At 57.0% G+C, this 11,622-nt stretch carries 11 protein-coding genes and 2 tRNA genes; 7 read left to right on the top strand and 6 right to left on the bottom strand.

Translation table 11 applies throughout. The features are described 5' to 3' along the window. Window positions 1-66 precede the first annotated feature (66 nt). Together E1573_RS23045 and E1573_RS23040 are read right to left on the bottom strand one after the other, a co-directional pair. Window positions 67-143 (bottom strand) — tRNA-Met (locus E1573_RS23045). Window positions 144-275: 132 nt separating this feature from the next. After that, window positions 276-352: transfer RNA gene (locus E1573_RS23040), tRNA-Met, on the bottom strand. A gap of 221 nt (window positions 353-573) precedes the next feature. On the opposite strand from E1573_RS23040, the gene dinB reads away from it, so the two are divergent. Next, window positions 574-1,638 (top strand): DNA polymerase IV, encoded by a 1,065-nt coding sequence (dinB, locus tag E1573_RS23035; protein ID WP_133216850.1) that lies wholly within the window; start codon window positions 574-576, stop codon window positions 1,636-1,638. Between the two features lie 40 nt (window positions 1,639-1,678). Here dinB and E1573_RS23030 read toward each other — a convergent pair whose 3' ends face one another. From E1573_RS23030 to E1573_RS23020, 3 genes are all read right to left on the bottom strand, one after another. Then, complete coding sequence (locus tag E1573_RS23030) at window positions 1,679-2,632, bottom strand: hypothetical protein (protein ID WP_133216849.1); 954 nt, start codon at window positions 2,630-2,632, stop codon at window positions 1,679-1,681. Window positions 2,633-2,650: 18 nt separating this feature from the next. Further along, a complete protein-coding gene (locus tag E1573_RS23025; RefSeq protein ID WP_133216848.1) occupies window positions 2,651-4,366 on the bottom strand; it encodes a proline--tRNA ligase in 1,716 nt (571 codons plus the stop codon). 170 nt (window positions 4,367-4,536) lie between these two features. Continuing rightward, window positions 4,537-5,856, bottom strand: a complete 1,320-nt coding sequence (locus E1573_RS23020; protein WP_133216847.1) for an OprD family porin — start codon at window positions 5,854-5,856, stop codon at window positions 4,537-4,539. A gap of 803 nt (window positions 5,857-6,659) precedes the next feature. Between E1573_RS23020 and E1573_RS23015 the strand changes: the two genes are divergently transcribed. Next, window positions 6,660-7,091, top strand: a complete 432-nt coding sequence (locus E1573_RS23015; RefSeq protein WP_133216846.1) for an HIT domain-containing protein — start codon at window positions 6,660-6,662, stop codon at window positions 7,089-7,091. A gap of 3 nt (window positions 7,092-7,094) precedes the next feature. After that, window positions 7,095-7,301, top strand: coding sequence for a SlyX family protein (locus E1573_RS23010; protein ID WP_133216845.1), 207 nt, complete (start codon window positions 7,095-7,097; stop codon window positions 7,299-7,301). 68 nt (window positions 7,302-7,369) lie between these two features. On the opposite strand, the gene E1573_RS27135 is transcribed toward E1573_RS23010, so the two are convergent. After that, window positions 7,370-7,957, bottom strand: a complete 588-nt coding sequence (locus E1573_RS27135) for a cold-shock protein (RefSeq protein ID WP_133216844.1) — start codon at window positions 7,955-7,957, stop codon at window positions 7,370-7,372. Between the two features lie 321 nt (window positions 7,958-8,278). On the opposite strand from E1573_RS27135, the gene E1573_RS23000 reads away from it, so the two are divergent. From E1573_RS23000 to aspS, 4 genes are all read left to right on the top strand, one after another. Next, a complete protein-coding gene (locus E1573_RS23000; RefSeq protein ID WP_133216843.1) occupies window positions 8,279-8,752 on the top strand; it encodes a Dps family protein in 474 nt (157 codons plus the stop codon). A gap of 242 nt (window positions 8,753-8,994) precedes the next feature. Then, window positions 8,995-9,324 (top strand): ribbon-helix-helix domain-containing protein, encoded by a 330-nt coding sequence (locus tag E1573_RS22995; RefSeq protein ID WP_133216842.1) that lies wholly within the window; start codon window positions 8,995-8,997, stop codon window positions 9,322-9,324. Between the two features lie 93 nt (window positions 9,325-9,417). Beyond that, window positions 9,418-9,639 carry an FmdB family zinc ribbon protein gene (locus E1573_RS22990; RefSeq protein WP_133216841.1) on the top strand — a complete coding sequence of 74 codons (222 nt, stop codon included), beginning with the start codon at window positions 9,418-9,420 and terminating at the stop codon, window positions 9,637-9,639. 93 nt (window positions 9,640-9,732) lie between these two features. Next, entirely contained in the window at window positions 9,733-11,508 is a 1,776-nt protein-coding gene (aspS, locus tag E1573_RS22985) for an aspartate--tRNA ligase (protein WP_133217072.1), read from the top strand. The last annotated feature ends 114 nt before the right edge of the window (window positions 11,509-11,622 follow it).

The raw sequence follows: 11,622 nt of genomic DNA, 5'->3' as shown, positions 1-11,622 counted from the left end.
GAGAGGGGAGGGTGAAGCGCAGATGCAAAAAAAGCCACTTTTTTCAAAGTGGCCTTTTTCGATGTTTGGTTGCGGGAGCCGGATTTGAACCGACGACCTTCGGGTTATGAGCCCGACGAGCTACCAGGCTGCTCCATCCCGCGTCTGATGGGGCGCATTCTACAGCCTTTGGTTATGCTGTCAACGCTTAAGTGTTGATTTTCAATAAATTAATGGCCTGGACTTTTCTTCAGGCAAAGAAAAAGGCCACTCCGAAGAGTGGCCTTTTCTGAATCTGGTTGCGGGAGCCGGATTTGAACCGACGACCTTCGGGTTATGAGCCCGACGAGCTACCAGGCTGCTCCATCCCGCGCCTGTGAGGTGAATTCTACAGTTATGCGTTGTAGTGTCAAGCACTCATTTCAAGAAATCCTTTTTTGTTCAAATGCTTAGCGTTTCCAAGGAGGGGCGGAAGGCCGGTGGGGCGTGCTGCTTGGTGCCTTGCGTGTATATTTATCCAGTATTTGGGTGGTGCGTGAGCGCAGCGGGGTGAGATACTGCCTACACCATTTTCAGCTATGGCCACGGCAACGGATGTCTCAGCGCAAAATCATTCATATAGATTGCGATTGTTTTTACGCAGCTATCGAAATGCGTGACGACCCGCGTCTGGTGGGGCGCCCGTTGGCGGTCGGCGGTTCGGCTGATCGTCGTGGGGTAATCGCTACCTGTAACTATGAGGCGCGGGCCTTTGGTGTGCGTTCTGCCATGTCGTCTCGGCATGCTTTGAAACTGTGTCCCGATTTGTTGATCGTCAAGCCGCGCATGGATGCCTATAAAGAAGCCTCCCGGGAAATCCACACGATTTTTCGCGACTACACCGACTTGATCGAGCCCTTGTCGCTAGACGAAGCCTATCTGGATGTTTCCGACAGCAGCTGGTTTGCCGGTAGCGCGACACGGATTGCTGCCGATATTCGTCGTCGGGTTGCCCAGCAACTGCATATCACCGTGTCGGCTGGCGTAGCGCCGAACAAGTTTCTGGCCAAAATAGCCAGTGACTGGCGCAAGCCTAATGGTCAGTTCGTCATTACCCCCAATGAAGTCGAAGCGTTTGTTGCTGCGCTGCCAGTGAGCAAGTTGCACGGTGTCGGTAAGGTCACGGCAGACAAGCTCGGGCGTCTGGGCATCAGCACTTGCCTGGAATTACGTGACTGGAGCCGCTTGGCGCTGGCCCGAGAGTTCGGCAGCTTTGGCGAGCGGTTGTGGGGGTTGGCGCGAGGAATCGATGATCGCGTGGTGCACAACGACAGTCGTCGGCAGTCAATCAGTGTGGAGAACACTTACGACACTGACTTACCTGATCTGAACAGTTGCCTTGAGAAGTTGCCAGAGTTGATGGCGTCTTTGGCAGGGCGCGTGGCACGCATTGATGACAGCTACCGGCCAGGCAAGCCTTTCGTCAAAGTGAAGTTTCACGATTTTACGCAGACGACCCTGGAGCAGGCGGGGGCCGGGCGTGATCTTGCCAGTTACCAGCAATTACTTAGCCAGGCATTTGCCCGTGGAGGCAAACCCGTCAGGCTGCTGGGGATCGGTGTACGCTTGCAGGATTTACGCGGTGGGCATGAGCAATTGGAGCTGTTCGATCGCGATTGAGTGTTGAATGTGATCGCGGGGCTGGCCCGCGATCAGCGAATCAATGCACGCCTGGGTCGGCTACCAGTCGGCCAGCGTCCTTGGTGAGCGCGTGAAGAAACTCTTGTTGCAGCTCGGGATCGTTGCGCGTGAGTTCGATCAGGCTCTGTTCCAGCTCGCTGGCTTCTTCTTCAAGGCCCAGTTCAGACAGACGCTTGACCCGATGTACCCATTGGTTGACCTCGTCATCTTCAAGGTCATCGAAGATAAGGTCGTGAGCTTCCACCAGTTTGCTGCGCAGGGAACTGCTGATCAGGAGGCTGGCATCGCCACGTACGTTGTCGTCTTCATCGGCGACCTGCAGGTGCAGGGTGCCGATATGGGTCAGGTTCTGCTCGGAAAACGGGCTGTCGAGCAGATTCAGGAGCAATACGCCATTACGGTCGGTGGTCAAGGTGTGGTTGACCTTGCCCGCCTTGACTTCAACCGGGCGGTCGCTCCACGGCAGGCTGGTGTATTCCTTGCGCTTGTCCTTCTGTACCTCGGTGATCCCAGCAAGGTTTTGCTGGGCACGGCCGTTGGACTGAGCATTCATGAACGGGTTGAGGCCGTCGACACCGTAGCTGAACCAGTCGCGCGTGACGCTATCGGGCAGATTGCCCAGCGCGAAAATGTTGACCACGTTGGCACCGATACCTGCAACCACGGCTACCGCGCCCAGCGGAATCTCGTAGATTTCCCGCCAGGGTTGGTAAGGCGTGTAGCGGTCATAACGACGGGTGACTTCGAACTCGGTAACTTCGAAGTTTTTCTGTTCGTGAATACGCACACGCCGCTGAGGCAGCTCGAGCACCTTCGGGGCCCCGACATCGACTTGCAGGCTGTGTTCGAGCAGCTTGCGCTCGATGCGTTCCTCATGCTCGCTGCGCTGAGACATCTGGTTGGCGCAACCGCTGAGCAACAGGGCGCCGCACAGTGCGGCGCCCCCCAGGGGAAAGGTACTTCGCTTGAACATGATTACTCTTGTGTTGGCTTAGCGACGAATGCGGGCTTGCAGGAACGACAGCACCTCGGCCACTGGCAGTGGTTGCGCGTCCTTCTCAGTACGGTGCTTGTATTCCAGGTTACCTTCGGCCAGGCCGCGGTCGCTGACCACGATCCGGTGCGGAATACCGATCAGTTCCATGTCGGCAAACTTGATGCCCGGGCTGGTTTTCTTGTCGCGGTCATCCAGCAGCACTTCGAAACCGGCAGCGGTCAGCTCGGCATAGAGCTTGTCGGTGGCTTCGCGAACCTGCTCGGTTTCGTAACGCAGTGGTACCAGGGCGATCTGGAACGGTGCCAGGGTATCGCTCCAGATGATGCCGTTTTCGTCGTAGTTCTGCTCGATGGCGGCAGCCACCACGCGCGAGACGCCAATACCGTAGCAACCCATGCTCAGGGTGACCGGCTTACCGTTTTCGCCCAGTACCTGGCACTTCAGAGCTTCGCTGTACTTGGTGCCCAGCTGGAAGATGTGACCGACTTCGATACCGCGCTTGATTACCAGGGTACCCTGGCCGTCCGGGCTTGGGTCGCCTGCAACGACATTGCGCAGGTCAGCCACCTGTGGAACAGGCAGGTCGCGCTCCCAGTTGACGCCGAAGTAGTGCTTGTCATCGATGTTGGCACCGATGCCGAAGTCACTCATCAGTGCAACCGAACGGTCGATGATGCAAGGAATAGGCAGGTTCAGCGGACCGAGCGAACCAGCGCCAGCGCCGATGGCGTCACGCAGTTCCTGGTCGCCGGCCATGACCAGCGGGCTGGCCACTTCTGGCAGGTTGGCTGCCTTGATTTCGTTCAGCTCGTGGTCGCCACGGACGATCAGGGCAATCAGCTTGCCTTCTTCGGCTGCGTGGACGATCAAGGTCTTGACGGTCTTTTCGATTGGCGTGTTGTAGTTCGCCACCAGGTCGGCAATGGTTTTGGCGTCAGGCGTGTCGACCAGGCGTAGCTCTTCGGTTGGCGCAGGGCGCACAGTTTCCCGTGGAATAGCCTCGGCCTTCTCGATGTTGGCGGCGTAGTCGGAGCTGTCGCTGAAGATCACATCGTCTTCACCGGACTCGGCCAGTACGTGGAATTCATGGGAGTAGCTACCACCGATCGAGCCGGTGTCAGCCTGCACTGGGCGGAAGTCCAGGCCCAGGCGGGTGAAGATGTTGCTATAGGCCAGGTGCATGCGGTCGTAGGTTTCCTGCAGGGAAGCCTGGTCGGCATGGAAGGAGTAAGCGTCCTTCATGATGAACTCGCGGCCACGCATCAGGCCAAAGCGCGGACGGATTTCGTCACGGAACTTGGTCTGGATCTGGTACATGTTCAACGGCAGCTGTTTATAGCTGTTGAGCTCGTTGCGGGCGAGGTCGGTGATGACCTCTTCGTGGGTTGGGCCCACGCAAAAATCGCGGCCGTGGCGGTCTTGCAGGCGCAGCAGCTCAGGGCCGTACTGTTCCCAGCGGCCAGACTCTTGCCACAGCTCGGCAGGCTGGATGCTTGGCATCAGCACTTCCAGGGCGCCGGCGGCGTTCATTTCCTCGCGGACCACGGTCTCGACCTTGCGCATTACCCGAAGGCCCATCGGCAGCCAGGTATAAAGGCCGGAAGCGAGCTTGCGGATCATGCCGGCCCGCAGCATGAGCTGGTGGCTGATGACGACCGCGTCGGACGGGGTTTCTTTTTGAGTAGCGAGCAAATATTGACTGGTGCGCATGGTAGGCCGTTGTCGGTTGCTTAAGACTTAAAATGACCCCGCATTGTACGGGGGCGATTCGGTGGCGTACAGGATGCCGGAGCACGACGGCGTTGTCAGCCCGAATCGAGACAAGAAAAAGCCCGGCAGTGCCGGGCTCTTTCGTACTGGGGATACTGAAAGCCCGGGGCTTACAGGATGCTCAGTGGGTACTCGACGATCAGACGCAGTTCGTCGATGGATGGCGATCCGTAGTAAACGCCATCGCCGGAGCGGTAGGTTGCCTGACGAACGCGGAAGCTCAGGTCCTTCGCTGCGCCTTCTTGCAGCACATACTTGATGTCGATGTCGCGTTCCCATTCCTTACCGTCATCGGTGGTGCGGGTCTTGGCATCGGTACCGCGAGCGTAGCGGGTCATGAAGGTCAGGCCTGGAACGCCGAATTCAGCGAAGTTCAGGTCGTAGCGTGCCTGCCAGGATTTCTCGTCTTCGGCGTTGAAGTCGGAACGGGCGATGGAGTTGGCCAGGAAGATGGAGCCGCCGCCGTCGATGCCGTAGGCGTAGTCACCGTCACCGCTCAGTGCCTGGTAGGCCAGGGTGAAGGTGTGTGCGCCAATGTTGTAAGCGCCGGACAGGCTGAATGCGGTGTTGTCGAGCTCACGAGCACTGCCATCAGGGTTTTTGACAAATGCGCCGGTACGATTTTCGCCGGTGGACTTGGTGTCGTAAATGTTGAAGTCGAACACCAAACCTTGGTTGTCGTTGATCGGCAGTGCCCAGTTGATGTTGCCGTACCATTTGCGGAAGTGATCTTCTACATGGGAGTAGTAGACACTGGTGCTCAGGGTGTCGGTGAAGGCGTAAGTACCACCGATAACGTCAGCCTGGGTCAGACCCGGGTTTTTGTTTCGATCATCGTCCAGGCCACCGATGCTGTCGTGGTAGGACTGAGATTGTGCGTTCAGCGCGGTGAAGTGACCGACGTTGAGTTCCAGGCCTTTGATCTCATTGCTGGTAATCAGAGTACCTTCGACGGTTTCTGGCAGCAGGCGGCTATCGTCAGTGGCCAGGACAGGCATGGCGGTGAACTGGGTGCCGTACTTCAGGACGGTGTCGGAGATGCGCATTTTGACTGCGCCGCCACCTTCGGAAAACGAGTCTTCGGAACGACCGTCAGAGCCGGTAGGGAACTGGCCAGTGCCGGCACGGCCTTTGCCGCTGTCAAGTTTCAGACCGAGCATGCCAATGGCGTCAACGCCGAAACCGACAGTGCCTTGGGTGAAGCCGGATTCGTAGGTGCCCAGGAAGCCCAGGCCGGTTTCTTCAGCGCGGCTTTGTTCGTCATTAGGGACGTTACGGAAGTCGCGGCTGAAATACAGCATCCGAGTTTTAACGCTCAGCGAGCTGTCTTCAACAAAGCCTTTGGACTCACTTTGGGACGAGGCGATTGCCATCTGCGAGGTGCCTGCTGCAACAGCCAGGGCGATCATGCTCCACTTCATCACGCGCATCGTGACTTGCTCCTTTGGTTTTTAGGAAGAGTACTGCCGTCACCGTTTGGTTTTTTTATGCGGCGCGGCTCTTTCTTTTTGTGTCGGCGGAAATGTATATCACGCAGACTGTTGTTGGCGATATGGGGAAAAAGAACCTTTCGGTAACTTTACGGTCATGTCGCTAACGGTTATGTCCCTGTCGCAAATCACGTCCCGGTTTTACGGGGCGTTCAACTCCAGCGCTGCTCTGGGCGGTTTAAGGGTAGGTAAAAACAATCTAAACCCCTGACTCCCGAACTCCTTGGTTAACCCATGCAACTGTTGTTATTTGTCGCGCTCCACCGACGCAATGCAGGTGTCGTGCCGACTGTGGCGAATGAGAAAGCAAAAAGTGTGCTCAAAACCTGCAGTCGTTCACAAAATTTTCACGTTGACGCTCCCTGGTGGCCGCAGGGTGCCGCAAAACCGGGGGGCTAAGATCCGTTGGTTCGTTTGTGCGGGCTGATAAGGAATAAGAAAGAAAGCTGTCTCTTGGGTCAGGTCGTTACCGTAAAAGCAGCCTGATGAGTAGTTTGCGGATATTTTGAGTGCTGTGCGCATAAGCCAAGCCTCATTTTGGTGCGAAAAGTAGCGCTTCGTTACCCGCCAGATTGTTACCTGTTCCGTTTGTCGGGAACTCGGTGGGGGAAGGCCTGGCGAGGTGCGATTTTCCCCGGGGTTCACCCTTTGGCGATGCTCCGGGAGGCCGTTAGCGGTATCCTGCAGCACTCGCGCTGCTGCGGTCCGCAGGCAAAGTATTAAACAGCTGTAGGAGATTCCCCGTGTTTGATTTGGATCAACGTCTTCAAGAAGACACCTTTGTGTTGGGCGATTTTCCTCTTTGTCGGCTTCTGCTGAGCAAGGATGCCAACTATCCCTGGTTTATTCTGGTGCCGCGTCGTGCCGATATCAGTGAATTGTTTCAATTGAGTGGCAGTGATCAGGCGCAACTCTGGAAAGAAACCACTTTTTTAGCCGAGACGCTCAAAGACAGTTTTGCCGCTGACAAAATGAATGTCGCCACGTTGGGTAATGTGGTGAGCCAGTTACACATGCATGTCATTGTACGCAAGCGTACTGATGCAGCCTGGCCAGCCCCTGTCTGGGGAAACAAGCCTGCTGTAGCGTATGAGGCCGAACAGGTTGAACAAGTGCGTGAGCGCCTGAAAACAGTATTGAGCAATAATGACGACATCAGATTCGTCGAGGTGTGAGTCATGACAGTTGAAGCGCGGGTCAACGAGCTGGAAAGCCGTCTGGCCTTCCAGGACGATACAATCCAGGCCCTCAATGATGTGCTGGTCGAACAGCAGCGGGCGGTTGAGCGTCTGCAATTGCAGATGACGGCGTTGCTCAAGCGCTACGAGGAAATGGTCGGGCAGTATCAGAGCAGCGAGGAAGAGGCCCCGCCACCGCATTATTAAGCGGTGTTGCGTTCAGGCATAAAAAAACGCGGTCGCCCAGGCGCCGCGTTTTTTTATGGGGTATAGCTTCAGCGTCGCGGAGCGGCAATCACATCTTCGGCCTGCAGGCCTTTGTCACGGTTCATGACCGAAAACTCAACGCGCTGCCCTTCGACCAGAACGCGGTGGCCTTCGCCACGAATCGCGCGAAAGTGCACGAAGATGTCATCGCCCGAGTCGCGGGAGATAAAACCGAAACCCTTGGACGTGTTGAACCACTTGACCGTGCCGGTATCGCGGTTGCTCATATCGTATTGGGTGTGTTGGTTGCGCGCGCTACCTGATTTAAGGAAGCCGGCAACCAGATGAAGCGCGACTGCCAACAAGGTGCAACCCAGTGCTGGCAGGTTACCCAGTTCCGGGCGGGCCAGCAGGGTCAGGGTCTGCAGTACCACGGCCAGCACCAACAGTGCGCTGGTCAGGCGTTGCATCTGCAGCCGTACACCTTTGTAGTGTTGTGGCACTACGGGGGCGAGGAGCAGGTTGAGCAGGCCGAACAGGGCCAGGTAAACGGCTTCCGGTTGCTGCGTTAACGGGACTGCTTCAGTTCTTAAGCTAGGTATGAAGGACAGCAGCAAAGCTGCAGCGCCCGTCAATAGGTGGACGATTTTGAACATGTTGGTTGGCTCACATTGATAAGGCGTATCACAGGAAGAGCTGGCGTCACGGCGCGCATGGTTTTGAGAAGCGCAAAAACGTGAAAAAAAGGCCAGCCTATGCGCCCCTGTTGTGACTATCGTCAGGGGTGGCACGCCGCCTATTTAACAGCAAACCCCAGGGCTTCTCAAATCATCGGCACACCGTGTGTCGCTTGCTCCAGATCAAGAGCGCCGGTGTCTGCAGCCTTTTGGTGCGGGTGCAGGGCTGCAGTCGCTGGCAAGTCTTGATACAGTGGGATGTACCTGCTTGATCATCAAACATCATGAAAGGGGAATCGCATGGCTATTGATATCGGTATCAGCGAAGAAGATCGCAAGTCCATTGTCGATGGATTGTCGCGGCTCTTGTCTGATACTTATGTACTTTATCTGAAGACCCATAACTTTCACTGGAACGTCACAGGGCCGGCTTTTCGAACATTGCACTTGATGTTTGAAGAGCAATACAACGAGTTGGCACTAGCGGTGGATTCCATTGCCGAGCGTATCCGTGCGTTGGGCTTTCCTGCGCCCGGTGCTTATTCGATCTACGCACGGCTGTCTTCCATCAAGGAAGAAGAAGGGGTGCCACCTGCCAATGAAATGATCAAGCAGTTGGTCGAAGGGCAGGAAGCCGTGACCCGCACGGCTCGCAGCATTTTTCCGCTGCTTGACAAGGTCAGTGACGAGCCGACCGCCGACCTGCTGACCCAGCGTATGCAGGTGCATGAAAAAACCGCATGGATGTTGCGCTCGTTGCTGGAAGATAAATAACCAGCTAACAAGTACTCTGCTGTAATAAATGCCCGGATGCGTCTTGCTTCGGGCATTTTTCGTTAAGGGGGAAAGTGTTCTTTCGTTATGCGATCCATTGCAACTTGCCGAGCAGTCCTACAGTGAGAGTAAGTCTGTCTGCTGGAAGTAAATAGCACTGCAGCGCTTTATTAGGGGTGTCTCCGGGTAAACAACATTGCTCGGGGTTATTTCCCTGTTAGTCAAATTGCGTGGTGCTGGATATGTCTTCAAGGATGAGCCGTGGCGGGCGTGTGGCAGGTGGGGCGGACAGGCAAGGGTTCGACCCGTTTGAAGAAAACTTTAATATGGGCCTGGCTCAACCGTTATCACGCTCGGTACGTTTGAACGGGTTTGCCACGTGCCTGCGTCTGGAGGCGGTTTACTGGCGAATTCTCGAGCGAATCGCCGAACTCAATCAGTGCTCGGTCAACGCTGTGCTGTCTTACGTCGACCGCGAGGTACACCTGCGGCATGGAGGTGTGCGAAATTTCAGTGGCCTGATCCGGGTGGTGTGCGTGGTGTTTCTGTTGGGGCCACAGGTGACACGCTAGTCGGTTGCCGGGCTGCACAGCACTCCTTAACCATATATAATCCCGCTCTTTACTGCCTGAACCAGCTTGAGCTGTGGTTAACGAGACACGCCTATGCCCCTGTACGACTATCAATGTGTTGCCTGTGATCACCAGATGGAAGTTCTTCAGAAAATCAGCGCCGAGCCGCTGACGGATTGCCCGGCATGTCAGAAGCCCGAGCTCAAGAAGCTGATTTCTGCCCCGGGGTTCCGCCTGGGGGGTACGGGGTGGTACGAAACCGACTTCAAGACCGGTGCAAAAAAGAACCTGGCAGGCGGCGACAAAGCTGACTGAGTTGAATTGCACCGGCAGGGTCTTGCACTATAGCCCTTTGTGGCGCCAAGGCCTCCACTGAACACACGAATGACGAGAAGCGAAACCACCATCATGATGCGCAGCCATTATTGCGGCCAACTGAACGAGAGCCTGGAAGGTCAGGAAATTACCCTTTGCGGATGGGTCCATCGTCGCCGCGACCACGGCGGGGTGATTTTCCTCGATATCCGTGACCGCGAAGGCATGGCTCAGGTCGTTTTCGACCCCGATCGCGCAGACAGCTTCGCGGCTGCTGACCGCGTGCGCAGCGAGTACGTGGTACAGATCACCGGTAAGGTACGTCCGCGTCCAGCGGGTGCCGTCAACGCCAACATGGCATCCGGTGCCATCGAAGTGCTGGGTTACGAGCTGACCGTGCTCAACGAAGCCGAAACCCCGCCGTTCCCGCTCAACGAATACTCCGACGTCGGCGAAGAAACCCGCCTGCGCTACCGCTTCATCGACCTGCGCCGTCCGGAAATGGCCGAGAAGCTGCGTCTGCGCTCGCGCATCACCTCGAGCATCCGTCGTTACCTCGACGAAAATGGCTTCCTCGATGTTGAAACGCCGATCCTCACCCGCGCCACGCCAGAGGGTGCGCGTGACTACCTGGTGCCGAGCCGCACCCACGCGGGCAGCTTCTTCGCGCTGCCGCAATCGCCGCAGCTGTTCAAGCAATTGCTGATGGTGGCCGGTTTCGACCGCTACTACCAGATCGCCAAGTGCTTCCGTGACGAAGACCTGCGCGCCGACCGTCAGCCTGAATTCACCCAGATCGACATTGAGACCAGCTTCCTCAATGAAACCGAGATCATGGGCCTGACCGAGAACATGATCCGCAAGCTGTTCAAGGAAGTCCTGGACGTAGAGTTCGGCGAATTCCCGCACATGACCTTCGAAGAAGCCATGCGCCGCTACGGTTCCGACAAGCCAGACCTGCGTAACCCGCTGGAACTGGTAGATGTTGCCGATCAGCTCAAGGAAGTCGAATTCAAGGTCTTCAGTGGCCCGGCCAACGATCCGAAGAGCCGTGTTGCCGCCCTGCGCGTACCCGGTGGTGCAAGCATGCCGCGTAGCCGTATCGACGAATACACCAAGTTCGTCGGCATCTACGGTGCCAAGGGCCTGGCGTACATCAAGGTCAACGAGCGCGCCAAAGGCGTCGAGGGCCTGCAGTCGCCAATCGTCAAGAACATCCCTGAGGCCAACCTCAATGTGATCCTCGATCGCGTTGGTGCGGTCGACGGCGACATCGTGTTCTTCGGTGCCGACAAGGCCAAGATCGTCAGCGAGGCGCTGGGCGCCCTGCGGATCAAAGTTGGTAACGACTTCAATCTGCTCACCTGCGAGTGGGCGCCGATGTGGGTTGTCGACTTCCCGATGTTCGAAGAGAACGACGACGGCAGCTTCACCGCACTGCACCACCCGTTCACCGCGCCGAAGTGCAGCCCGCAAGAGCTGGAGGCCAACCCGGCCACCGCACTGTCGCGTGCCTACGACATGGTCCTCAACGGTACCGAGCTGGGCGGTGGTTCGATCCGTATTCACCGCAAAGAAATGCAACAGGCGGTATTCCGTCTGCTGGGTATCGAAGCGGCGGAACAGGAAGAGAAGTTCGGCTTCCTGCTCGACGCCCTGAAGTTCGGCGCACCACCGCACGGTGGTCTGGCCTTTGGTCTGGACCGTCTGGTCATGCTGATGACCGGCGCTCAGTCGATTCGTGAAGTCATCGCCTTCCCGAAAACCCAGAGTGCCGCGTGTGTCATGACCCAGGCCCCTGGCCTGGTCGACGCCAAGGCCCTGCGCGAGTTGCACATCCGTCTGCGCGAACAGCCCAAGGCTGAGTAAGTAGACCCCGGGCGCATCCAAATGGATGCGCCTTTGCGTTAAGCAGTACTGTTTTTATGGTCTCTGCCGGGTTTGTGCCGGGCAGGGGCATGGCATTGTTTCAAAGGATTCGGA

Source organism: Pseudomonas sp. H9, assembly GCF_004353925.1.
Lineage (GTDB): Bacteria > Pseudomonadota > Gammaproteobacteria > Pseudomonadales > Pseudomonadaceae > Aquipseudomonas.
The sequence above is the reverse complement of the archived record's forward strand: the minus strand, read 5'-3'. Positions and strand labels throughout refer to the sequence as shown.

Bases quoted from the DNA above. Each gene is read 5' to 3' on its own strand.
- dinB (WP_133216850.1), top strand. From the start codon at position 574: ATGTCTCAGCGCAAAATCATTCATATAGATTGCGATTGTTTTTACGCA.
- E1573_RS23030 (WP_133216849.1), bottom strand. From the start codon at position 2,632: ATGTTCAAGCGAAGTACCTTTCCCCTGGGGGGCGCCGCACTGTGCGGC.
- E1573_RS23025 (WP_133216848.1), bottom strand. From the start codon at position 4,366: ATGCGCACCAGTCAATATTTGCTCGCTACTCAAAAAGAAACCCCGTCC.
- E1573_RS23020 (WP_133216847.1), bottom strand. From the start codon at position 5,856: ATGCGCGTGATGAAGTGGAGCATGATCGCCCTGGCTGTTGCAGCAGGC.
- E1573_RS23010 (WP_133216845.1), top strand. From the start codon at position 7,095: ATGACAGTTGAAGCGCGGGTCAACGAGCTGGAAAGCCGTCTGGCCTTC.
- E1573_RS27135 (WP_133216844.1), bottom strand. From the start codon at position 7,957: ATGTTCAAAATCGTCCACCTATTGACGGGCGCTGCAGCTTTGCTGCTG.
- E1573_RS23000 (WP_133216843.1), top strand. From the start codon at position 8,279: ATGGCTATTGATATCGGTATCAGCGAAGAAGATCGCAAGTCCATTGTC.
- E1573_RS22995 (WP_133216842.1), top strand. From the start codon at position 8,995: ATGTCTTCAAGGATGAGCCGTGGCGGGCGTGTGGCAGGTGGGGCGGAC.
- E1573_RS22990 (WP_133216841.1), top strand. From the start codon at position 9,418: ATGCCCCTGTACGACTATCAATGTGTTGCCTGTGATCACCAGATGGAA.
- aspS (WP_133217072.1), top strand. From the start codon at position 9,733: ATGATGCGCAGCCATTATTGCGGCCAACTGAACGAGAGCCTGGAAGGT.